We start from the raw sequence: 22,714 nt of genomic DNA, 5'->3' as shown, positions 1-22,714 counted from the left end.
GCGTTTAGAACTAGGGCTTTTTTACCAGGACCGGGTTCGACCCAGAAAGTGGAAATTTTGGGAGTTCCCACACAGGTTTTTTCAAGAAACAAAGCGAGTCCGTGAAAAATTAGAAAAGGAGGGGCCCAAGAAAATGTTAGAAGCTCCCACAAACGCATTGGAAGAACAAATCTACGAAGAAGTCAAAAAGGTAGAAGATCCCGAAATCGGAATCTCGATCGCGGAACTCGGACTCATTTATAGGATCAAGGTAGAAGGAACCAAAGCAAAAATCGATATGACTTACACATCAATGGCTTGTCCTGCGGGCCCCCAGATGAAACAGGATGTCATCAATCACACACTCCGCGTGGATGGGATCACGGAAGCTGAAGTGGAAGTGGTCTGGATTCCGAAATGGGATCCGCGAGAAATGGCCTCTGAAGATGCGAAGATGGACTTAGGCATTTTCGACTAAGGGCCTTTTCAAAAACGCAAAACCTTCCCGATAAGAATTGGAAGTTATTCCATCCTTCTTGGGGTCGATGCTCGCAACGTTCGTTCTTTTTGAACTTCGCGAATTTTGTTGAATCGGTTCAAAAAAATTAAAAAAATAGAATATACAAAAATTATGAAATACAGATGGCTTTTGGTTTTTATGTTTATAGTCTCCTGTTCGAAAGGATATCATTATAAATATTGGATTCTTCCCTATTATGAAGACCACAAGATCGAAACAAGGGAAAGAAAAAATTTTGAGATTATCGACGGAGAATATGCGAAAGACGATCGAATCGTTTATTACAAAGAGACGAGACTACCCGAAGTCGACCCTGAAAGTTTTCGAATTCTGGGAAAAGGATATTCTTCGGATCGGAAGGCAGTTTATTACGTAACGACGAATTTGAATATCAGAACGAATTCTCCCAAAGCCTGGTTGATTGTGATTCCTCTCGATTTAAAGATTTGGACGGAGAAGGAGATCGTATTTTTCGTTTTAGAAAAGGCAAAGCCGGAAAGTTTCCAAGTTTTGAGTCGCGAAGGAAGTAACACCGATTACGGGATTGACGGAAAACGCCTTTATTATACTGGGATAAACATCGATGAGGATGCGGAATCACCTTTGTTTCTGGATTCTATTTTTTACGAAGTTTTAAAAACGAAAACCGCGATTTACTATCAGGGAAAACGAATTCCCGGAGCTGATACGGAGACGTTCACACTTTTGGGACAGTATGCAAAGGACGGGAAAGGATGTTATTTTTTAAACTCATCGGACGTTTTATCTTTTTCTTGCTCACCGAAAAGTTTTGAAGTCCTAAAATATCCCAATCCATTGGATGTAAATCTATCGATGGATTCCGAATACGCAAAGGACTCGCAAAATGTCTATTGGCAGGGGAAAGTCATTTCCAGAGCGGATTCCAAAACGTTTCAAATGGTTTTGGAAACTTCGGAGTGTGCGGAATCCGGAGTTTGTGCCAAGGATCGAAATCGAAAATACAAAGGCGGAGAAAGGCTCTAAGGAGAATCTTAGACGAATGATTTTCGATTCATTCCTGCAGATAGAATGATTCTTCGAAAAATATCGAAAAAAACTTCACTTTTTGTGAACCGAATTTCTCCAAAAAAAAGAAGAATGAAATTCAACGAAACAACGATTGTTTTGTACACTAAAGGATTTCTTTTTCGATTCTAAACTTGAAACAAAGAAGGTAAGATGAAAAAAAATACTTTAGAGTTTTCTACTATACTTTTCTTGCTTCTTCTTTTGTTCTTAGGTTGTACAAAGTGGACCGCTGATAAGGATGAAAAAGACCGGGATCTTCACGAGACGATTTTAGGATTTGCGGTGATCGACTTTATTCAATGCGCTCAGACTTCGCTTCCGCCGCGTGTTGATACCTTCAACGGACTTACTAGAATTTTTGTTCTCCCGAGTTATGGAGCGAGTTGTATTCTAAGATATAATGATCCGCATTTGATGTATCTCCCTTACGGGACTCCTAAAAATTTGCTGTCGGTTTTTTTGCCGGGCTCGGGTTCCAATCCGATCGGAGTTTCTAAGATCATAGAAGAAGGGGCGATCCGAGGTTATCATAGTATCGGCCTTATGTATCCGAACTCGGAGCCGATTAACGTTATCTGCAACACGGCGCCTAATAATTCAGCTACCTGTTTCGGAAATACGAGAGAAGAAATTCTAACGGGAGTGGATAAGACGACCGCGGTTTCGGTGGATTTTATTAATTCGATCGATGGAAGACTTTTGAAATTGCTTCAATATCTCGCGGCTAAACGGCCCAACGACGGTTGGGACCAATTCTTGAGCGGAGGCGGGGTTAATTGGAGTAAGGTTTATCTAGGAGGACATTCTCAGGGAAGCGGTCACGCCGCCTATCAAGGAAAAATCAAGTCTTTGGGAAGGGTTTCCATTTATAGCGGTGTTTCCGATTATCACGTCGCTTCTGCGAGCAACGCGGCTTGGTTGAGCGTTAGCGGTCTGACCTCGGCGAATTCTTATTATGGATTGATTCACATCGGAGATTCGGTGGCAAACTTTTCCGGGAATCCCAATCAGGTTACCGATGTTTGGTTGAATTCTTTCGGAATGACGGGAGCCCTCACGGACGCGGATTCGGGAGCGGCGCCTTTTGGAAACACACACCGTCTGACCACGAATCTCTGTGCCGGCGGGGACGAGAACGCAAAACACAACTGTACGATGTTGCCGAGCCAGAGTTCCACATGGGATTATATTAGTTATCCATAATATTTTAAAGATCGTATGTTTCAATACGGGCAGCGTGTTATGCGTTTTTATTTTCCGACAGAGACGCTGATGACAATACCAAAAGCATTGTAAATTCCATTTACCGCTTCGGTTGGTACGGAAAAACCTGCGTATTGATAGGAAGCTTTGGCGTCGGGTCCGAGTAAATGACTTGGATAGGGTTGACTCAGAGTTAAATAAGCGGGAAGTTTTCGAACGGAAGGGTCGAAGATTTGTCCATAAAAAAATCCGAAATGAACATTGCCCGATAAGACGACTCCGAAGGTAATTCCGTAGGCGAGGGAATAGCCGAGGCCTGAATTCTTGCCCTCATTCAATCCAACGGTGACTCCGACAAAGGCCGGGCTAATCTTTTCCGGAGACCAATACCCGGTGACCGTAGGAAACAAACGTGTGATATTCCTCAGTTTTTCATTTGCGACAATAAAGCCGAAAGAATCGACACTCGCACCTGAAATGTATTCCCCTCTCCCTTGGCCGGAAAGATACATGATGCCGGGAGAAATTCCGAACCTCGGTTTGAAGTTATATTCTTCGGATGCGATTTGTTCTCTTTTTCGAATGTATTCCGCTTTGATTTGTTGTAGTTTTGTTTTTACCTTTTCGACTTCTTTGAATGCACTTTTGTCCGAGTTCGCTTCCTTTATGAATGTTTCCGAATCCTTTTTTAATTCTTCGAAAGTTTTCCCTATGTCGCCATCCGGTTTAAGATCGCGTTCGCGCATCGGGTAGGAAAGTTGTTCGATAAATTGGTTGGAACGTTCGATGATCTCCGCGGCTGTCTGGGAATTTTTTGAAGATTGTGCTATTAGAATATTAAAAATTATAAAAGTAGAAAATACCAAAGTTATTATTTTCATTTTTATTTCTCCATAACGTCCGGATGATCGATTGAAATTTAAATTTGTAAATAAATAATTGTATAAAAGTTATTGAATTTGAATCCGCTTTTTCGAGAAATTTTTTAGACTATGTCTCTTCGGATTTTTTTTGTGGGAACTCTCACGATTGAAAAATTCTTCTGAAACCAGTCTTTCGAAAAAGGTGGGTTTGGGTTTTCCGCAGGAAAGAATTATGGTTTTGGAGGAAGGATGTAAAAGGGAGTTGTTTGCTCCTAAAAGAAGATCAAAAAGTAGGAACTCCTTTTTGAGGAGATCCTACTTTTTAGTATCCAAAAAGACGAAAGAATACGAGGTCCTATTTTTGGAAAACGAATCGTAAAATGAGAATTTAAAACTTTGGGAGTTCCTACTTTTACTTTGTCTTAAGCCAATAAAAGGAAAAATCGAAGATCCGGCTTTCTTGTTGTGAACTGCGGAATGGGAAGACGAAAAAATCGAAAAAGGAGTTCCCACGTTCTGCTTTTTCACGGAGTGAACCCGTTTTATTCCGGGGGATTTCTAACACATCGGATGTCTTCTGTTAGCGGAAAGTCTGCGCTCTCTAATCTAAGATTCTAAAAAGAAGGAGTTCCTACTTTAGGTTTTCCAAAAACGGAAAGGAGGAAATTGCGACGAAAGATTTCTCGCACCCATTTTTCGTCGGAGAAAATAAAAATGGATTTGTTTACGCTTCTTTATAAGCTCTTAGTCTTTCTGAAAGAACTGATTCAGAGCCAGAATCGAGGTGAAACCCCAAGCTCCCAAATAACCGTAGAACTTCCAACTGAAAACGTAATCGGTTTCTCTCAAAAAACTCACAAAGAACGTCTCAGGAAAAAAGATTCCAGCGAGAGTTCCCAAACCGAGAAGGAATTGAAGACTCAACAGAAGAGAACCCAGCCAGTGAGATCTCCAGAAAGAACCGAAAAAGAAAACACCGGCGGAAAGAATGATAAAGTAAAAGTTAGACGAAACACGAAGGCCTTCCGTTTCTTCCCCTCCGAGATTGATCGTGTATTCGATCCAAGTCGAAAGGCTGAAAAAAAGTTGAAGCGTGACCGCGACAAAGAGAACTTTTTCGGTCCCCGATTTTTCTTTCCAAAAGTCCGTAAATCTTCCGGTAAAAGAAAGATAGAACGTCAACCATTCTCTCGCGAGAAGAGGAATTGTTCTAACGCTCCACTGAATATCCTTCCAGAGATTACTGAACATCTGCGACCTGAAAAACGACCTCGATTTCAACGGGAGCGTTCAAAGGAAGAGAAGGAACGCCGACGGCAAAGCGCGCATGACGTCCCGATTCTCCAAAAACGGAAAGAAGGAAATTGCTTCCGTGGTTCGCAACCAAATGATGCTCGGTGAAGTTCGGACCACATGCGACAAACACTCCGATCTTTACGATCCTCACGATCTTATCCGGACCTCCGCAAATCGCAGAGGCGGCCGCGATCGCATTCAGGCTGGCTTGGATCGTGGCTTCCTTTACGTCTTCAATGGAAAGGCTTTCTCCTAATTTTCCAGTGAGCATCAATTGTCCGTCTTTTAGGGGAAGTTGTCCGGAAGTAAAAACGAGGTTGCCGCTCTGATTGGCAGGAATGTAGGCCGCGATTGCTTGCGGAGGAGGTGGAAGTTTGTAACCCAGAGATTCGATTTTATTTTGGATGCTCATACGTCTTGATTCTATAGAATTTTTTGAAAGATCCTTCCAAGAAGATTCTCTTCCTCGATTTTTCAAGCAGTTTCGAAAAAAGGAATTTTCTTTCTTCTCCCTTCCCGTTTCTCTAGGTCTGAGAGAATGTTTCCCAAACTCGAGCTCATTCCCCATCCACGCTTTCCCGATCAGTATCAGATCTGCAAACGCACCGGGGTTTGTTTTTATAAACCCGCCCAAACACGGGAATACAAAGATTCTTACTTCCTGGACGAATACAAAAATCAGTATCAAAAGACCTACTACGAAGACGAAGAAGCCCTTCGAGATCTCGCGAGAAAACGTCTTTCGATGTTGGGTCGATTTCAGAACCCGGAAAATTCTTCTCTTTTTGAATTGGGCTCCGCCGCCGGATTCTTCTTAGATGAAGCGAGAAAAAAAGGGTATCGGGTTTCCGGTCTCGAGATTTCTCCCGCAGAAGTGGAATATTCGAGAAAAACTCTGGGACTGGATGTCCTCTGCGCTTCCTTCTTAGAGGAGAATGTTCTGAAAAGCGCCTCCTTTGACGTTGTGGCGGCTTTCTTTGTGGTGGAACATTTTCCTGACGCGGACTTTGTCTTTGAGAAGTTAACCGGTCTTGTCAAACCGGGAGGCTTTTTGTTCTTAGGACTTCCTTCGCTCAACGGTCCCACATTTCAAACCAATCCGGAAGAATGGTTTCGCACGCATCCAAAGGACCATTTTTGGGATTACAGCCCAGCCTCCTTGAAAAAAATGTTGAAAGGATACGGTTTTACAACTGAGTATAAGAAACCGATGTCCTACCACCCGTCCCGAGATAGGGGTTGGCGAGGAAAAATCCTGAGTCACAGACTTTTTGCACGTCTCTCGGACCTCACCTGCTACGGGGATACATTCCACTTAATCGCTCAGAAGCAGCACACATGAAATTCGAAGAACTTTCCATACATTCCAAATTACTTTCCGCCATTCAAGACATCGGTTATACCGAACTGACTCCAATCCAAGAGAAATCGATTCCTCATGGACTGGAAGGAAAGGACATTACGGGTCTCGCACAAACCGGAACGGGAAAAACCGTGGCCTTTTTAGTGCCTGTCATTCACACGATTCTTACCAAAGAAATTCAGGGAGTTTCCGCTCTCGTCTTAGCTCCTACAAGAGAATTGACGATGCAGATTTCCGACGAAGCCAAAAAACTTCTCAAACACGCAGAAGGTGTTCGTGCGGTTCCGATCATCGGCGGAACCGATTACAAGTCCCAGAACAAGGACTTGGAAGGTCTGAAAGGAATCATCGTCGCGACTCCGGGAAGATTGATCGACATGATCAAGTCCGGTTCGATCGATATTACAAATGTTGAATTCTTCGTTCTTGATGAAGCGGATCGAATGCTCGACATGGGATTTATCCAAGACATCCGTTGGCTTCTTCATAAATGTAAGAATCGGAAGCAGACCTTGCTCTTTTCCGCGACTCTTTCCGTGGAAGTGATGCGTCTCGCCTATCGATTCTTAAACGAACCCGTAGAGATCCAGATCAATCCGGAAAAGATTATCACGGAGAGAATCGATCAAAAGATCGTTCACTTGGGAAGAGAAGAAAAAATTCCTTATATGACCAACTTGATTCTCAACTCGACCGACGAGGGACAGGGAATCATATTCACGAATTATAAAGCGAATATTCCAAAAATCGTACATACTCTTCGAAGATTCGGAGTTCCCGTTACCGGAATTTCCTCCGAGCTGGATCAGAAAAAAAGACTTAGGCTCCTCAGAGATTTTAAATCCGGTAAATATCGTTACATGGTCGCAACCGATGTCGCCTCTCGAGGAATCGACGTAGAGAATATCGACATCGTTTACAACTACGACCTTCCACAAGACACGGAAAACTACGTTCATAGAATCGGAAGGACCGCGAGAGCCGGAAGAAAAGGAAAGGCGATCGGCTTTTGTTCCGAATCCGATTACGTGGAATTGGAAAAGATCGAAAAGTATCTCAAACAAAAGATCGAAGTACTCGAAGTCAACGAAGAATACATTCAGTTTCCCAAGGGAGAATTTCAGGCATTTGTGGGTGGTGATTCTTACGATAAGGAAAAGGAAACTCATTTCAAACAGAACGGAAGACGTCCTCACGAAAGAGAACGCGGCGGGGCTCATCAGCACGGTCGCGACAAAAGAGGGGACAAACGTCCTGCACACGCACACGCCGGGCACGCAAATCCTCGCGACGGGCATAAGAAAAAGCCGGCGGCGGCGATTCAAGAGGCCGAAGTATTTTTGCAAAAAGCCGATTCAGTTTTATCCGCAGAGCCGAAACAAAACAAACCAGGCAATAAGCAGAACAAGTTCCAGGGCAATAAAGACAAACAACGTCAACCACAGGGACAACGGAACCAAAATCAGAATCAGAATCAGAATCGAAATCAGCAGTCGTCCAACAAACAATACGACAAGAGCAAACGGAATCTGTTCGATATCAACGATACAAAAAGAGAAGGTTCTCAGAAGAAAAAGGGTTCGATTTGGCAAAAAATCAAATCTATCTTTGGGGGCTGATTTTATTCTCCCTAAGTTTGTGGGAATTGGAGGCGAAAGTCGCCATTCCCACACAATCCTCCGAACGTTATGTGCGCTTTGAGGACGTTCAAAAAGAATTTCCTTCCCTCAAATCCTATTTTAATCCCGCGACTTTCGTAGGTTCGATCCGACATCCTTCCGGGGAAATTCGATTTCGGGTGGGTTCTTCGTTTTACACGTTCAACCAGACGATCGAAAAGATTTCCTCTCCGGTCCTTTACAAAGAAAGGGATTTTCTCGTTCCTCCGGAAATCATAGAAGCCCTCTTTGTTCAGTTGATGTCCGAAGACGTTCGTTATGAATATAAGGAAAACGTGTTGGAGTTGGAAGTCCTTCCTGGCGCCGAAAAACTCGGGATCAAAACGATTCTTATCGACGCCGGACACGGAGGAAAGGATCCCGGAACGGCCTCCGGTTCCGGAACCCACGAAAAAGAAATTTCCCTTCAGGTTGCGAAAATTCTCAAAAAATTCTTCGAGAAGGTTTATCCGGAGATCAACGTAGTCCTAACGAGACCGGACGATACGTTTGTGGAATTGGAACGCCGTTCCGAAATCGCAAATAGAGAACTCAAAAAAACGGGAAGTTCTTTGTTTATCAGTCTTCACTGTAATTCTTCCATCAACGAGGAAGTGAACGGTTTCGAGATCTATTATCTTTCTCAAACGCCTTCCACGGAATCGGCGAGAGAAACCGCTCTTCTGGAAAACAGGATTCTCAAACCCCGAGGAAGCACGGCGGTCAAACGTGTTCAGGCGGGAATGATGTCTTCCTTAATCCAGAGAAGGAGCAGAATCTTAGCAAGGTCTTTGGAATCGGAGATGAAAAAAAAGCTCCAACCTCAAATCCTGTCCAGGGGAGTGAAAAAGGCCGATTTTTCAGTCCTGAGAGGAAGCCTTATGCCAGCGGTTCTCGTGGAAATGGGCTATCTCTCGCATGAGAAAGAATCCAAACTTTTGCAAAGCAAGGGTTTGCAAGTCAAGTTAGCGAAAAGTATCGTAGAGGGAATCCGGGGATATGAATTGGCAAAAAATTAAAGAATCTGCAATCGCGATCAAAGACGCGGCATGGGAAGCGATCAAGGCCGCCGGAGTAAAAATCAATCTCGGTTATCTCTGGTTGTTTCGCACTGCGACCGAAGATGGTGTTTCGCGAAGAACTTTGTTTCTCACCTACGCTTGGATCGGAGTCATTTTGTTTTTTACTTCCTTTATTCTCGCGGGTCACAATCCCTTTATTACGCTCGTTCCTTTTTCTCTCTATGAAGTCGGAAACAGGGATCCGAGAACGGAGATCACCATCTACGGTTCGGACGGCGAAAGACAAGTTTTTCCGGTTCGGAGAAAAGTTCTTTTGGAAGAGGACGAATTCCGCCGCAAGACGATGACCCTCATCGGGGAAATCAGCGAATCCTCTTATTTTGATAAGGCCTTTGCTTCCGGCAAGGGAGAACATTATAAAAATCTAAAACGTTTACCTGAAATTCAATACGCGGTCAAAGCGATTTGGAAAAACGGGAACACCTTGATTCTTGATTTTAGAAAGTCGACTCTTCAGGAAATTCTTTCCGGAATGAAGTTTAGAATCGATTATACTTACGTACAACAGCAGATGAAAGAAGAGGACAAACAAAAGGAAATCGCTCGTAAGAAGATGGCACTTTTGGATTCCACGTTTATCGCTTTGGAAAAGACGGTTTTCGAAAACTTTTCGGACATTCAAAGCGTAGAATATAGGCTCGACGGTCTTCCCGAGACTATTCCCGGAATGGAATATTCTCTCAATTTAAGCCACAAAAGGAACTGAATTCTCTCATTCCAACGCTTTAAAAGCCGATACTAGAAACAAGATGAAATCCAATTTTATGGATCGCTTGTTTCTTACCGGAAAAAACAAACTCGTTTTTCTGTTTGTCCTTTTCATTTTGGGAGAGGCTCTCTGGTCTTCCTCCGATTTACAAATTTCACCCGATATACAGAATATTACGGAATTCCGCACCGATCGACTCGCATTCCATTTTGTTCAGTTAGTCGATAAGGAAGGAAAAGCCCTCGCGGATCGCAACCCGAATCGGGATTCTTCCGAAGCGACTCTTATGATCATTTATAAGGGTCAACTTACGCTTTTAAAAGACGGATACGACGATCCGAACGGCGTAAGAGAAAAAGAAAAAGACTATCTCGTAAAAATATCCAATTACGCAAGACTTCGAGAGTTGGAATCGGATTACTACAGACTTCCCGAGTCTGAAAGAAGTATCACCGGCGCAAAAACTCCCGAAAACAAATCCGGTTCAAACAAGCCGAGTGAAACGAACTCATCCAATATACAGACTCCACCTAACAAAGAAGAGGCGAGTCAGACCTCGGCCGAACCGGTAAAACGTTCGAAAGAATTGGATCTTCTCATGAAATACGACGAAGACCTTCTGAAAAATTATTCTTCGGAAAGAACGGTGAGCGCTGAACTCGAACGTTCGGAACGATTTTACGGAAAAGAATCTCCTAAGACGAGTTCACTTCGTTTTAGAGCGGAAGAACTCCGTAAAAAAGTAAACGAGAGAAGAGATAAACTTCTTGCATTCCTCAAGAATCCGGGCCCTGAAACCAATCCTTATCCGGGCGAAAGAAAGGATCAGTCGTTCTATATCAATACGGTCAATGGAATTCCGGATTATTATCTTCATTCTACGACTCCGAGAGAACTCGACGGCCAGATGAAAGGGGAAGAAGAAGTCGGAAAAAAATACGGAGAATTGTATAAGAGCGCGAGGGATCGTCTGATCGATTCTCAGATTAGAAAATTATACTATTATCTTTGGAACCGCGAGATGACCAACACACGCGTAAAAATCGATAAGGTCAAAAAAGGAAAGAAGGCGATCGTAGTAACCGGAGATTCCACCGTTTTTACGATGATCGATAAGGAAGGGGACGGAATCACCGAATCTTTTTTTGTCGAAAGTCCGGGAATCCGTTTTTCCTGGGGAAGAGATATTCCGAACATCATTTCGATTTCCAATTGCACCGATGAAACTATATTAGCAAAGATTAAAAATCTTACCGAGGACGTTCTTGCGGGAAGAATTCCGGAAAAGGTCGACAAGATCGATCTCACGGTTCCGGAAGAACAGTTGATCATAGAATTGGGTCCGAAAATCCCTCAGTGAGACGAGATCTGTAGTTCTTTAAGAATCGAGCGGCGTATATTATAGAACACAAAATCTAAAAGTTTGTCAAAAATCTTTCCGGAAATCGTTTCTTCTATTCGGTAAGCTCCTCCTGAGAACGCAGGAGTTCCCACAAACCGCCGCTTGTGTTAGCGGGTTTTTGAACTTTCTAACAAACAAACCTTGTGAAATTATGATAGGAGTTCCTACATTTTGAGATTTTGAAAAAAGCTCAAAAGAAATCGAAACACAAACAACCTTCGCTTTCCCTTTCTTCTCGAAGCTGTCAACGTTTTTGGGGTGAAAATCGATTGTTCCGACAAACGGATTAGAATCATAAAAAGGATTGAAACAGACTTTAATCCCGGCTTTCCGGTCTTATTTCTATTTTCGAGACTTTTGTCCTACTTTGGTCTCCTACGTTTTTCAAAAGAAACAGGTTCAGGCAATCCGTTTTTTGAAAAGATGAATTTCACTAAAAAGTAAAACGAAGAGCAAGAATCGGAGTTTTGTTTTATCGAATCCGTGGTTACAGACTCCTACTCCGATTCTCAATCCATCCCGCTTGATTAAGTGTTTGTTGTGTCGTCGGTCGGAGGGGGAGTTTTTTTCTCTCCGAAGACAAACTTTTTGAGAACGCTCAATCCACCGATTGCTGCTAACGCGATGACCTTCCAGAATTTTAGGAGAAGTGCAAAGATACCGGCTTTAGCCAAAACTTTTCCTGCGATCAAACCTCCGATTCCGTAAGCCGCAACCGTGTCCAATCCCGGATTAAAATCGGAATATCTGCTTCCCTCGTTGAACTCCGTGGAATTTACGATCGCATCCAATTCTTGATTCACTTGGGGGAGTTTGTCGATATCGGCGATGACGTTTAAGATCAATACGCCTTTTCTACCCAACATTCGAATATTATAATTAAGTGTGTCCACTTCGCTTCCTTCGAACTTGAGAATTTTCGCCCAGTGCAATTTTTTCGTTTTTTCGTCGTAAAACGGAGGAGAAGCCCAGCCGACGAGTTCTACGGTCTGATAACCTTCCTTCTTTCTTTCCTCATTGGATTCTTTCGTATCTTCTTTCATTTCATCGAGAAGGTCTTCGTAGTCCATGTCCTTTGCATCGTCGTCTTTGATATAACCTTCTTCCGAAAAGCCGATGCTGATCGCAAAAGTGAAGTTTGGACTGGTAGGAGTTTCATTTTTTAAGAATAACATCCCCAGCGGTTCGGAACCGGGCGGGTTTCCCCAAACTTTTTCCAAGACAAGTTTGCTCTGTTTTCCGTCGATATATCGAAAGTGCGGTGGAACGGTCAAGGTCGCAAGATTATCGCCTATGACAATTTTACCGGTTTGGTATTTTAAGTTTTTAACGATTTGATTCGCCTCTTCGTTCTGTTGTGAATACAGACCGAAGGAGAGAAGTATCAAAAACGCAACGGTGATTCTATATTTCATACTACGGTTCTCCTATGGTTTGGTTGATTGGTATTTTATTCTCAAAAAATTTTATCCGAATGGCTACTCAATCTGTTTTAGTTTATCGAGTGTATTCTGCAAATATTTGTATTTTTGTATATTTTCGCCGAATCGTTTTTCCAGAGTGAGTAGTCTTTCGTATAATTGCGCGTGTTGTGTCTGTAAGTCGTATTTCGACTGATCCGGAATTTGATCGTGGATCGTATCGACGTTTCGAATCGCCTGCGGAGCGAATTGAAGAAAAGAATAGATCGGAACCACCTGTTGATATTGACTCCAAGGATCCGATTTGTTATCCAAGGGAGTCGAGAGAAGTTGATCGAGGGTTTTTTCTATCAGCTTCATTTTCTCTTCATAAGTCAGTTTAAAACCGGATACATTGTAAAGATAAACGGCAAGAGACATGTCGTGACCGAGCGCAGCGTATGAGAAATAGTTTAAGTTGTCCTTTTCAAAACTCGTAGAAAGAAGAGTTTCAAAAGGTGTAAGTTTATATTTTGGGTTCTTCTTTAAATATTTTAGAATAAACTGAGATTCTCGATTATAGGAATCGAGTTCGTACAAATATTTTTCGAGCACGCTCGTAGAACTCAAATCTACAAAACGTTCGGGATCGTCGAAGTAACTTTTAGAATGCTGACATTCGTGGACAAAGGCGGAGAGTACGATGGAAGGGTGAGTCTGGTAGAGTTCTAAAAGATAAGGACTGAGATAGATACTCGGATCCGGATCTTCTTTGGAACGGATAGAAAAGGCCGCCGAACCGAAAATGTCCCGATCCATATCTTCCCGAATTCCGACTCTCAAAACCCCGCTTCTGAGTTTTGTAACTGATTCTTTTACGAGCAAATACACGTCGTCGTTTTCGTCTTTTTGTTTTTTAATAACCAATTGGTCTAGATCGTCTATGATGGAATGAACCACGCCTACGAGCTTTAGTTGTTCCTTGGAAAGGGATTCCGCAGAATGAGGAGGAGCGCTGAATAGGAAAAGTATGATTAAAAACGGAGGCGCGAAACGTGTCTTCAAAAGATTTGGGATCATCCCGTTTGATTCGATGAGGTTTTGCAATTTTATAAAACGGCTCGCGCATCGGACGGAGGAACGGATTTTAGATGGATTTTCGACTTTTTCTTTTTTTAAAGTTTTTTTTGAAACACAGATTCCGAACAAGGATTGAATCCAACGATAAAAGATAAAGTCTCTCATTTCAGGTCCTATGTTAAGAATGAAAAGAATTCTCTGGAACGAGCCTTTAAAAAAATCTAAAAAAACAAAACAGTCAAGAATTTCTTTCTTTAGAAGGTTTTCTGACGGTGGAAGAGGGTTTATCTTTTAAGCTTTTTGACGGGTACGTTTTTTGAAGTCGTTTTCTATTATATCGGGAGGTATTGCGATTTCGGCCTTTCTTCCGGGAAATTACGGTGATTTTATAGGAATTTTCGCGGATAAGATTTTTCCTCCATAACGGAATCGATAAAAACTGAGCGTGGATTTTGTTTTAGGGTTCTTCTATTTCAACATTTTCTAATGTATCAAAGAAACCAGTCTGCAAAAGAGGGGCGAAATCCACCATATCTTCCGCGTTTAGTTTGAGTCCGTTTTCCATCGAATACGCTTGTAAAAGAGACGCACAGGCCAGATGACTTTCTCCGAGTTGTGCGTGCGCTCTTGCTTTGATGATTAGAATATCCGAATCCGATTCTCCGAAATATTGAATGTAAAGATCGATGAATTTAAGCGCGTTCTTATGGTCGGCGACTTTTAGATAACATTGGGCGATCATGTCGTAGTGAAGAAAATTCTCATCATTGTCCATTCTCATGGAAGTTTTGAGGGAAACTAAGGCGGAGTTATAATCCCCCCTCTGGTAATAAAGATGCCCGAGTTCGGCCCAGATGTCTTTTCGAAGAATTCCTCGACCTCGGGAAAGTTTTTCTTGTGCAAGCGCTTGTTTTAAAACCGTGATCGCTTCGTTGGATCGATCCGTGTCTTTGAGAAGGGAAGCTAGAGTCAAATAGAGTTCCAGCTGATCGGGATAAAGATCGATTCCCTTTGTCAAAATCTTCTTAGCTTGTTTGAAATTGCTTACTTTGATGAGATAATTCGAATAATAGAGATAACTTCCTGGTTCGTCCGGATATTGTGTAATGATTTCTTGAAAGAGATTTAAGGTTTCCCTAGTGTTTCCAATATGATACTGGCACCAGGCTTGACGGTTTCTAATTTTTAGAATTGTCTTCGGGCTTTTTGTGAAAGAGAGGGCTTCTTTGTAGAGGTTGAAAGCTTTGGTGAATTCTCTTTGATTCTCCCTCTGAATCGCAGATCTGATCAGTGTGGGGAAACTCACAGTTTGGACAGGGTAAAAATTTTCAAAAAATAATCAAGTTTTCTATTTATCAACCGAGAATAGAATCGGGGGAAAAAGAAAGAAAAACCCCAAATTCTCATAAAGAGGGAATTTATGAATATCAACGGAAATACCAACCAGAGTTTACTTTTGGAGAGGGTAGCCAATCTACCCCGAGAAATATTTCAGGCTCAGAGCGACCTGAATCGGAAAATGCTCAATCTCGCAGTCGAGGCGGGAGTCCAGAATTCGAAAGAAGAAGGACAGAGACGAATTCTGGACCTTTATGCTTAATCAGTTTTGATTGTAGAGGGGGCGTTTGCGCTCCTTGAAAGATTGCAACGCTCCTCTGAAGTCTGCGGAATCCAAGAAACTCGAATTCCAAAGGGCCACATAGTTTAAACCCGCATCCAAGGGTTTTCCTTCCGAATAACGCATAACGTCTTTTACTCCGGAAACTACTAATTTCGGATTCTCTGCGATTTCTTTTGCCGTTGCTAAAGCGACATTCATCATCTCTTCTTCAGTTTGAAAGACCTTGGTTACGAGGCCGATTCTTTCCGCTTCAGGCCCGTCGATGTCCTTTCCCGTAAGAGCCAATTCTCTCGTATGTCCTTGACCGATGATCGCCGGAAGACGGTTGATCGAGCCCATGTCAGCCACGATCGCGACTTTCGCTTCTCGAAGGGAGATCGAAGCGTCCACGGTTGCATAACGAATATCGCATGCTGAGATCAGATCCAATCCACCGCCGATACAATGCTTTTGGACGGCGGCGATCGATGGTTTCGGAGAATTGTAGACCGCGTTGATTCCCTTTTGCATTTTTAAGATGAGATCGAAGAATTTTCTACGATCGTCTCCCAGGGGGGCCTGGATCGAACTTCCAAACTGCTGAAAGAATGAATCCAAATCCAATCCTGTTGAGAAGGATTTTCCTCGGGCCGCGATGATAAAGGCGTGAATGTTCGGATTGGAATCGATTTCTTCTATTACTTCAGGAAGATCCCTCCAGAAAGGCCAGTTCATTGCGTTTCTTTTATCGGGACGGTTTAAATAGAGAATTGCGGTTTTATCTTCCGGTCTTTCGACGATTTCAAAAAATTCGAATTTGGTTTTCATCTCGGTCAGTCTGGGAGGGAAAAAAATTCTTACAAGTCATTCCTGGATCCAAGAAATACTGGACATTTTTAAAAATATGAGAATGATTCTCAATATCGAACGGAGTATGGAAATGATCATAAGTTGGGATAAAATTCGACATCCGCATCCGAAGGAAGAATGGAAAGAACTCCTCGGAAAAGTGGATTCTTTTGTGGAAGAGGGGAATCGCGGGAGTTCCCGCATTTTTTTCGAAAGAACTCTGAAGAAGAGCGAGGTTCCTCAGAGAGAAGGGGAAGAAAGAGGGAGTTCCTACTTTTACGGATACTACAGGCCATTTTGGGAATGATCTGCTCCGTTGTTAGGATTTGTTTGCAACGAAAAAGAAAGTGGGAACTCCCTCTTTTCATTTCAGAGAAAGATCTTTGAGTTAGAGGAAACGATTCTCACGAAATCAAAGGATCCGTTCCAAAAGTGAGAGTTCCTACTTTTTTTAGTGGGACACGGGAAAACGGAGTTTTACGCAGGCCCCTTCCTGATTGAGAAGATCTATTTTTCCGCCGATTTGTTTCGCCAGCGATTCAACCAGAGAAAGGCCCAAAGAACTTGGGTTTCTCTTCCGAAGAGATTCTTCCGGAAGTCCGTTTCCATTATCGGAAACTTCGAGGACGAGCATATCATTCTCTTTTGTAAACTGAATTCGGATCTCACCGGCTTTGGAATCTGCAAGACCGTGTTTTAGAGAGTTGGTAATGAGTTCGTTGATAATCAGAGCAAGGTTCATTCCGGTTTCCGCCTTTACCTTGGATTCTTGAATATTCAGTTCCAAACGAACTCTTTCTCGGTTCACTTGATAGATTTCAAAAAGTGCATCTGTGAGTTTTTTTACATAGAGTTCAAAGCTAATCGAGGAAAGGTCTTTGCTTTCATAGAGAATTTCGTGAAGAAGAGCCACAGCTCTCAAACGATTCTGACTTTCCCGAAGGACTTCGTTTGATTCTCCGTTGGCTTGTCCCGATCGAAGGCTGAAGATAGAAGAGATGATCGTGAGATTATTTTTGATTCTATGATGAATTTCTTTGAGATAGGTATCCTTTTCCCCAGCGGTGCTATTCTGATCTTTGGTTCTCAGAATGTTAAAGGTTCCCGTAAGCTTTTCTTCGATTCCTAAAATTGGAGAACTTTGAAGAAGAACTTCCTGAAGAGTCCCGTTCTTCGAGAGTAAGATTAGATTTCCGTTTTCTTTTGGAAGGCGGGAAAGAATCACTTCTTCCACTAAATTTCCGGCAATTTCTCCGGCGCCATTCTTAAAATTAAATACTTCTTGAACCGGTTTTCCAAGGTGATCTTCGTATTTACAACCGGTGAGTTTTTCCGCGGCCGGATTCATAAAAAGAAGAAGTCCGTTTTCGTCCGTCGTGACAATTCCCGCTCCGAGCTGATCGAGGGCACCCTTAAGCTTTTCCTCCGTCTGTTTGGATCTCTGTTCGATTTCGTTTTTATAAAGCGCTACTTCAATCGAGGATCGGAGTTGATCCGATTCGAAGGGTTTTACGATATAGCCAAGAGGTTGGGTTTTTTTGGCTCGGTCCAAAGTATTCTCGTCGGCATAGGCGGTGAGATAGATAACAGGGGTGTGGAAACGATTACGGAGGACTTCAGCTGTTTCGATTCCATCCAGATTCCCTTCTATGTTTATGTCCATTAGGACAAGGTCGGGATGGTTTTCTTCGGCCTTTTGGATAGCCTCTTCGCCGGAGGAAGTAATCCCGACGAGCTCGTAACCCAATTTTTTTAGCTTTTGGCCTAGGTTGACAGCAACGATGATTTCGTCCTCAACGACCAAAATTTTGGGTTTCTGAAGCATATTCATTAGTTACTAAGAATAACCCCGAATTCAACAAGATAATTTGTCAAAATACGGAAAAAGTTATGGTAAAATTGTGTTTTCGTATTGGAGGAGTTCCTCATACGTTTCCCACTCTTCCCGGGGCGTTTTTTGGGAAAACAAAAAAAGGACGGTCAAAAATCGGAGCCGTTTTTATTCTTAGACGCTCTTCTGGTAACAATTTTGCCTGGAAAGTCTTTTTCCGGATGAAACTCGTATTCTTCGAGAACTCTGTGAGAATGGGAGTTCCCACACTCTCCCGAAAACTTCAAAGGATAGAAACTGACATTTCGAAATTTTTTGGAAAAGAAATTTCCCTCTCTCCTTTCGGAGAAAGGGATTTTAGAATTCATCTTATCTTTTGAGAAGGGGAGTTCCTACAGGGAAACGTTTGGTTTCAAACGTTATCCATCACATCGCTTTTCGAGTCGAATCCTGATTCCTAATATAGCTTCTCGGTTTCTTTTAAAAGTGAGTATTACTTTTGTGATTTTTGATTTTTAAAATATATTTTGCTTGCGTTGTTCATTTATAGTTGTATTATACAACCATAAATGAACAGCTTCCAAATCGAAAACACTTTAGGCTATCGTATCAATCGATGTGCCATCGTATTAAAACAGGAATTGCAGGAACGTTTTTTCCGAGCGGGTTTCACGATCACACCGGAAGAATGGATTATCTTAAATCGACTTTGGGAGAATGATAAAATGACCCAAAACGAATTATCTCAGAAAACCTTAAAAGATAAAACTACGGTAACTCGCTTTCTAAACGATATGGAGAAAGACGGGCTGATTCAGAGAGTTCCGTCCAGCACTGATCGAAGAAACAATCATATCCATCTTACTGCGAAAGGTAGAGGCCTGAAGGAAAAATTGATTCCTATCGCAAAATCACTGTTATCCGATGCGGCCAAAGGTTTGGATCCGAAGGCATTGGAAGTCACTTTGAGCTCTCTTATGGAAATTGAAAAAAATATGACTAAATTGAGAACAACTGAATAAGAAAGAATCTTATGAATATAAAAAAAGGAAACCTATTATGGTATTTAATTTTTGGAAAAAAAATCTAAACGCGATATTCGCCGCCACGTTTATCGTTTTGGCGTCTACAATCGGTTATATCAAAATCGGATTACAACCGGTGATCATCGTCGGCGGTGCCGGTTCGATCGGATTCGTATTTTGGTATTTTACTTATTTACAGTCTCCGGTTGAACCGAAGGTGATACTTCCTCTCTTCATACTTACGGTTACAGGTTTAGAAATTCACATGATTGAAGAATATCTAACAGGCTTTGGACCTGCTATGAGTCGCCTTTTCGGTATTCCCTGGAGTGAACCAGGATTTATTATCGTCTTTATGTCGATCGGACCGATTCTTTATACGCTGACCACTCTCGGTCTATTCTATCGAATTCCGATTGCCGGATTCGTGGCTTGGTTTATTTTTATCGGCCCCGGTTTTGCAGAGTTCACACATTTTATTTTTCCACTGATCGAACCAAAACTTTTGCCCTTGGATCCCGCCCCACTGACTCAAATGATCAATGGTGTTTTGATAAAAGATATGCCGAATTACTATTACAAGACTATCGACCATTTTTACTTTTCCGGGCTATATACTGCAGTGCTTCCTATGATACCCGGTGGTTATGCAATCATTCGATTGATAAAATATTCCCGAGAGCAAAAAGCCTAAGAATAAAAATACAATTAGTGAGTTCCAAAAGACGGTTTCCTCTTTTTCTAAACTGGAGAGGAAACGCTTCCAAAGAAAGGTTCGAGAAAGGTTTTTATTTTTCTCGAACCTTTTCTAATTCCTCAGAACAAAGTTTTCGTTTCCGGAAGACTTCCGTATGAAGAGTCTTTTTTCGGCACGAACTCCCAGAAGCAGTTGATAAAGGTCGGTGAGAATCGGTTTCGAGGAATAATACCCGTGGCCCATAGAAACCATCGAAGAATCGACCGGATTCACGTTGATAACGTCGACGCCGGGGACCAGGCTACAGGATCCCAAGCGACCTCCTTGGTTCACGGTGGCCGAGGCTTGAAGAGCGCTGTCTCCGGGAGAACAGTAGAGTGTGATTCTTTTTGCGGTTTTAGAGAGTTGGTTCGCGATCAGCTTGAATTCTCCGGAGTCAAAATCGGGGGCGTTGAGAATTAGTTCTTTCAAAATCGGTTCTTTTGTTTCCTTTCCAATTTCGGCTAACGCAGGTAGAACCACCTGATGTCCCATCGAGTGAACGATTAAGTGCACTTTTTTCCCGAGCGATTGCAGGGACTTTAGAAAATTCTTAAATTCTTCCCTTGAACTTCTCGCGGATTGGAGATTTTTTTCGTAAGTTCCTTTGAGAAGAACTTGATTGAGAAGTCCTCCCTCGCTTCCCGCAGGCCAGGTAAAGATCACTACCTTTCCCGGAAATTTAAGATCGTATCGGATTTGTCCACCTCTCAGAATCGCTTCTTCAAAACGGACGTTGAACCCGTGGACAAAAACCAAAACTTCGTCGAAGGGATCCTTTTTGAGATCCTCCAAAAAGTTCTCTTGCTTTTCAAAAGGTTTGTGACCGAGAAATTGAAAGAGGGTTTCTCGGCTTCCGAGTCCGCTCGGAAGAGCTCCTACTTCGTGATTGGCCGGGACGTTTACGATACAATATCCGGTCTTGAGTTCTCTGCTTCCGTTCGTAAGAAAATAAGAATCATTACACCCGATCTGCGCGTTCGTATTTTGAGTTCTTAAGGTAGCATAGTATAGGTTTAGGGTTTCGGTCTGATCGTAGGATTTGATCAGCCTCTGATCGATGAGTTCTTCGATTGTGGGGGTTTTGCAATTTTCAAAAATCAGAAAGAGGAATACGAATAACGTGATCGCGGTTTTCATTTTGGAACCATCTAGTTTTTCTTTTGCGTTGAAAATCAAAATCTTCGTTTTTCTTAGGAAGAATTCTGTTTTTTTCCGGGAGGGAGATTGGATCTCGGAGTTCGGCTCTTATCGTTTGTCGGGACGACAAAAGTAGGATCACCCACTTTTACGAAGTTTGTTCGGAGAAAGCTCAGTGAGTCGGGCCGCCCTTTCGAAAGGCGAGTTCGGACCAGCTTTTGTAAGGGTGCTCTTCCTTTTTTTCAAGAATGGAAGAAGTTCGCCTGCGCTCGATTCTGATCGGTTTGTCGGGACGACAAAAGTAGGATCACCCACTTTTGTGAAGTTTGTTCGGAGAAAGCTCAGTGAGTCGGGCCGCCCTTTCGAAAGGCGAGTCCCTTGAGATATTTGGAAGGATTGACCGGTTGCCCGTTTTTGATTACTTCGAAGTGAAGGTGAGGACCGAAAGAATAACCGGTCGAACCGGATCTCGCGATTTTTTTTCCGGCCAGAACGTAGTCTCCTCTCTGAACGAAAAGTTTAGAATTGTGAGCGTAGAGAGTTTTGAAATCGTCCGTGTGTTCGATCACGACTACGTTCCCATAACCGCCCATCCATCCCGCGTAAATTACTTTTCCGTTTCTTGCGGCTGCGATCGGTTCATAAAAAGCTTTTAGGTCGAGGCCTTCGTGGAACTTTCTTCTTGGGAAAGTCCTAAATCCGAAATTGGAAGTAACGATTCTCGAAGCGACCGGGATCACCCATTTCGGAGTTGGGTCCGGAATCACCGCTCCGGGTAAGAATACTTTTTGACCCGGTCTCAGAATGTCGAGATCGTCCAATTTGTTTTCCAACATGATCTCGTCCAAGTTGACTTTATAAAGACTTGCAACCTTAGCCATCGTCTCGCCGGTCTTCATCTTATAGAGTAGACCTTGTTTATTAGGAATACTTAATATTTGTCCCGGATATAACGTGTCGTCGATTCTAATGTTTGAGGAACCCGCGATCGATTCCATAGAAACCTTAAAACGAGTCGCTATTTCGGCTAACGTTTCATTTCTTTTGACCCGATAGGTTGTGACCTTGAGTTGTTTCTTTTTTTCGGAAGGGTTTTTGAGCTCCTTCGCCATAAGAATCGTAAGTTTTGCCTTTTCGGATTCTTCTAAGAATTTTTCATCTCCGGATTTTGCCTTCAAATCCTCGGAATCATTCTCCGTAATTTCATGACCGGAAGAATCCATCATCGCGCTACTTGGGTTCATTCCAAAACCTAAGAAGGCGATAAAGAGTGCGATGGAGGCAAAGATAGGAATGAGTCTGAATTTCTTTCTTCTGAAATCCAAATTCCCGTGATAGAGATTTCCTCTAAAATAGAATGAATAGTGAAAGTGAAAAGCGCCCAGATAGATCAGGGTGAAATTGTCTGTCCGAAGGAGTTCCTTTCCCGCGGTCAGTTGTCTGGGCTTTTTAAAGATCATACAGGAAGATTATCGGCCGGGATCCGGCCTTTCCTATAGTAAAGAAAAAGGACTTATTCGTCCTTTCCGTTGTCCAGGGTGCGGGTTCCACCGAAAGATTCTTCCACGATTTTTTTCACGTCTTTCTTTTGTCCGCCGGTGATCGTGATGTTTCCTTTTGCAACCACACCTTTTGCCAAATGAAGAGCGGGAGCGGTGATATCACCTAAAAGTCTTCCTGTTTCTTCCAGACGAACTTCATTCTCTGCTTTGATATTTCCGATCATAGTTCCCGAAACGGTTACTTCGCGGGCCGCGATATTCGTTCTTACTTTACCGGTTTCTCCAATGTAGAGAGTGTCATCGGTTTTGATCTCTCCTTCGAATTTTCCGTCAATACGGAGAGAACCTGCGATATAAAATTTCCCTTCAAAAATGGACCCGGGACCGATTACGCTGTTATTATTTTCCTTGCCGATGGCCATCTAA

23 protein-coding genes are annotated in these 22,714 nt (G+C 42.7%); 12 read left to right on the top strand and 11 right to left on the bottom strand.

The features are described 5' to 3' along the window. The first annotated feature begins 133 nt into the window (after nucleotides 1-133). The 3 genes from JWG45_RS14345 to JWG45_RS14335 all read left to right on the top strand — a co-directional run bounded on the left by JWG45_RS14345 (nucleotide 134) and on the right by JWG45_RS14335 (nucleotide 2,752). Nucleotides 134-457 carry a metal-sulfur cluster assembly factor gene (locus tag JWG45_RS14345; protein ID WP_118967684.1) on the top strand — a complete coding sequence of 108 codons (324 nt, stop codon included), beginning with the start codon at nucleotides 134-136 and terminating at the stop codon, nucleotides 455-457. Nucleotides 458-610: 153 nt separating this feature from the next. After that, nucleotides 611-1,504 (top strand): DKNYY domain-containing protein, encoded by an 894-nt coding sequence (locus tag JWG45_RS14340; protein WP_205280373.1) that lies wholly within the window; start codon nucleotides 611-613, stop codon nucleotides 1,502-1,504. A 195-nt stretch (nucleotides 1,505-1,699) separates the two neighbouring features. Further along, nucleotides 1,700-2,752 carry a BPSS1187 family protein gene (locus JWG45_RS14335; RefSeq protein WP_205280372.1) on the top strand — a complete coding sequence of 351 codons (1,053 nt, stop codon included), beginning with the start codon at nucleotides 1,700-1,702 and terminating at the stop codon, nucleotides 2,750-2,752. Between the two features lie 47 nt (nucleotides 2,753-2,799). Here the strand turns inward: JWG45_RS14335 and JWG45_RS14330 are convergent, their stop codons facing one another. From JWG45_RS14330 to JWG45_RS14320, 3 genes are all read right to left on the bottom strand, one after another. Then, nucleotides 2,800-3,633 carry a hypothetical protein gene (locus JWG45_RS14330; RefSeq protein ID WP_205280371.1) on the bottom strand — a complete coding sequence of 278 codons (834 nt, stop codon included), beginning with the start codon at nucleotides 3,631-3,633 and terminating at the stop codon, nucleotides 2,800-2,802. A 726-nt stretch (nucleotides 3,634-4,359) separates the two neighbouring features. Then, on the bottom strand, nucleotides 4,360-4,866 hold the full coding sequence (locus JWG45_RS14325; RefSeq protein WP_205280370.1) for a hypothetical protein: 507 nt from the start codon (nucleotides 4,864-4,866) through the stop codon (nucleotides 4,360-4,362). Further along, entirely contained in the window at nucleotides 4,856-5,323 is a 468-nt protein-coding gene (locus JWG45_RS14320) for a RidA family protein (protein WP_205280369.1), read from the bottom strand. Before JWG45_RS14320 ends, JWG45_RS14325 begins: the two co-directional genes overlap by 11 nt. A gap of 126 nt (nucleotides 5,324-5,449) precedes the next feature. On the opposite strand from JWG45_RS14320, the gene JWG45_RS14315 reads away from it, so the two are divergent. Genes JWG45_RS14315 through JWG45_RS14295 form a run of 5 tightly spaced genes read left to right on the top strand, consistent with a single transcriptional unit; the run spans nucleotide 5,450 to nucleotide 11,083 of the window. Then, nucleotides 5,450-6,253 carry a class I SAM-dependent methyltransferase gene (locus JWG45_RS14315; protein ID WP_205280368.1) on the top strand — a complete coding sequence of 268 codons (804 nt, stop codon included), beginning with the start codon at nucleotides 5,450-5,452 and terminating at the stop codon, nucleotides 6,251-6,253. Next, nucleotides 6,250-7,893 carry a DEAD/DEAH box helicase gene (locus JWG45_RS14310; RefSeq protein WP_205280367.1) on the top strand — a complete coding sequence of 548 codons (1,644 nt, stop codon included), beginning with the start codon at nucleotides 6,250-6,252 and terminating at the stop codon, nucleotides 7,891-7,893. The genes JWG45_RS14315 and JWG45_RS14310 overlap by 4 nt, the downstream gene beginning before the upstream one ends. Next, the gene (locus JWG45_RS14305) at nucleotides 7,860-8,951 is read left to right on the top strand and encodes an N-acetylmuramoyl-L-alanine amidase family protein (RefSeq protein WP_205280366.1); all 1,092 of its coding nucleotides are present in this window, start codon (nucleotides 7,860-7,862) and stop codon (nucleotides 8,949-8,951) included. Before JWG45_RS14310 ends, JWG45_RS14305 begins: the two co-directional genes overlap by 34 nt. Then, nucleotides 8,932-9,720, top strand: coding sequence for an LIC_10740 family protein (locus tag JWG45_RS14300; RefSeq protein WP_205280365.1), 789 nt, complete (start codon nucleotides 8,932-8,934; stop codon nucleotides 9,718-9,720). The genes JWG45_RS14305 and JWG45_RS14300 overlap by 20 nt, the downstream gene beginning before the upstream one ends. A 58-nt stretch (nucleotides 9,721-9,778) precedes the next feature. Beyond that, nucleotides 9,779-11,083 (top strand): hypothetical protein, encoded by a 1,305-nt coding sequence (locus tag JWG45_RS14295; protein ID WP_408611637.1) that lies wholly within the window; start codon nucleotides 9,779-9,781, stop codon nucleotides 11,081-11,083. Nucleotides 11,084-11,652: 569 nt separating this feature from the next. Here the strand turns inward: JWG45_RS14295 and JWG45_RS14290 are convergent. The 3 genes from JWG45_RS14290 to JWG45_RS14280 form a co-directional block, all read right to left on the bottom strand. Next, on the bottom strand, nucleotides 11,653-12,540 hold the full coding sequence (locus JWG45_RS14290; protein ID WP_205280363.1) for a DUF2167 domain-containing protein: 888 nt from the start codon (nucleotides 12,538-12,540) through the stop codon (nucleotides 11,653-11,655). A gap of 63 nt (nucleotides 12,541-12,603) precedes the next feature. After that, complete coding sequence (locus tag JWG45_RS14285; RefSeq protein ID WP_205280362.1) at nucleotides 12,604-13,770, bottom strand: hypothetical protein; 1,167 nt, start codon at nucleotides 13,768-13,770, stop codon at nucleotides 12,604-12,606. 292 nt (nucleotides 13,771-14,062) lie between these two features. Next, a complete protein-coding gene (locus tag JWG45_RS14280) occupies nucleotides 14,063-14,911 on the bottom strand; it encodes a tetratricopeptide repeat protein (RefSeq protein WP_205280361.1) in 849 nt (282 codons plus the stop codon). A gap of 114 nt (nucleotides 14,912-15,025) precedes the next feature. Here JWG45_RS14280 and JWG45_RS14275 point away from each other — a divergent pair, with 114 nt between their 5' ends. Beyond that, entirely contained in the window at nucleotides 15,026-15,205 is a 180-nt protein-coding gene (locus JWG45_RS14275; protein WP_069608322.1) for a hypothetical protein, read from the top strand. On the opposite strand, the gene JWG45_RS14270 is transcribed toward JWG45_RS14275, so the two are convergent. Then, nucleotides 15,206-16,033: a crotonase/enoyl-CoA hydratase family protein gene (locus tag JWG45_RS14270; protein ID WP_205280360.1), complete on the bottom strand. Its 828-nt coding sequence runs from the start codon at nucleotides 16,031-16,033 to the stop codon at nucleotides 15,206-15,208. Between the two features lie 76 nt (nucleotides 16,034-16,109). On the opposite strand from JWG45_RS14270, the gene JWG45_RS14265 reads away from it, so the two are divergent. Then, on the top strand, nucleotides 16,110-16,361 hold the full coding sequence (locus tag JWG45_RS14265; protein WP_408611636.1) for an LIC12628 family protein: 252 nt from the start codon (nucleotides 16,110-16,112) through the stop codon (nucleotides 16,359-16,361). Between the two features lie 144 nt (nucleotides 16,362-16,505). On the opposite strand, the gene JWG45_RS14260 is transcribed toward JWG45_RS14265, so the two are convergent. Next, on the bottom strand, nucleotides 16,506-17,885 hold the full coding sequence (locus JWG45_RS14260) for a histidine kinase dimerization/phosphoacceptor domain -containing protein (protein WP_205280359.1): 1,380 nt from the start codon (nucleotides 17,883-17,885) through the stop codon (nucleotides 16,506-16,508). A 569-nt stretch (nucleotides 17,886-18,454) separates the two neighbouring features. Between JWG45_RS14260 and JWG45_RS14255 the strand changes: the two genes are divergently transcribed. Together JWG45_RS14255 and JWG45_RS14250 are read left to right on the top strand one after the other, a co-directional pair. Beyond that, nucleotides 18,455-18,907: a MarR family winged helix-turn-helix transcriptional regulator gene (locus tag JWG45_RS14255; protein ID WP_205280358.1), complete on the top strand. Its 453-nt coding sequence runs from the start codon at nucleotides 18,455-18,457 to the stop codon at nucleotides 18,905-18,907. A gap of 37 nt (nucleotides 18,908-18,944) precedes the next feature. Beyond that, nucleotides 18,945-19,604: a hypothetical protein gene (locus JWG45_RS14250; protein WP_205280357.1), complete on the top strand. Its 660-nt coding sequence runs from the start codon at nucleotides 18,945-18,947 to the stop codon at nucleotides 19,602-19,604. Between the two features lie 114 nt (nucleotides 19,605-19,718). On the opposite strand, the gene JWG45_RS14245 is transcribed toward JWG45_RS14250, so the two are convergent. The 3 genes from JWG45_RS14245 to JWG45_RS14235 all read right to left on the bottom strand — a co-directional run bounded on the left by JWG45_RS14245 (nucleotide 19,719) and on the right by JWG45_RS14235 (nucleotide 22,710). Continuing rightward, complete coding sequence (locus JWG45_RS14245) at nucleotides 19,719-20,786, bottom strand: alpha/beta hydrolase (RefSeq protein ID WP_205280356.1); 1,068 nt, start codon at nucleotides 20,784-20,786, stop codon at nucleotides 19,719-19,721. 341 nt (nucleotides 20,787-21,127) lie between these two features. Continuing rightward, nucleotides 21,128-22,246, bottom strand: a complete 1,119-nt coding sequence (locus JWG45_RS14240) for a M23 family metallopeptidase (protein ID WP_205280355.1) — start codon at nucleotides 22,244-22,246, stop codon at nucleotides 21,128-21,130. 53 nt (nucleotides 22,247-22,299) lie between these two features. Beyond that, the gene (locus tag JWG45_RS14235; RefSeq protein WP_100784954.1) at nucleotides 22,300-22,710 is read right to left on the bottom strand and encodes a bactofilin family protein; all 411 of its coding nucleotides are present in this window, start codon (nucleotides 22,708-22,710) and stop codon (nucleotides 22,300-22,302) included. Nucleotides 22,711-22,714 lie beyond the last annotated feature (4 nt).

The sequence above is a fragment of the Leptospira ainlahdjerensis genome (assembly GCF_016919175.1).
Lineage (GTDB): Bacteria > Spirochaetota > Leptospiria > Leptospirales > Leptospiraceae > Leptospira > Leptospira ainlahdjerensis.
The sequence above is the reverse complement of the archived record's forward strand: the minus strand, read 5'-3'. Positions and strand labels throughout refer to the sequence as shown.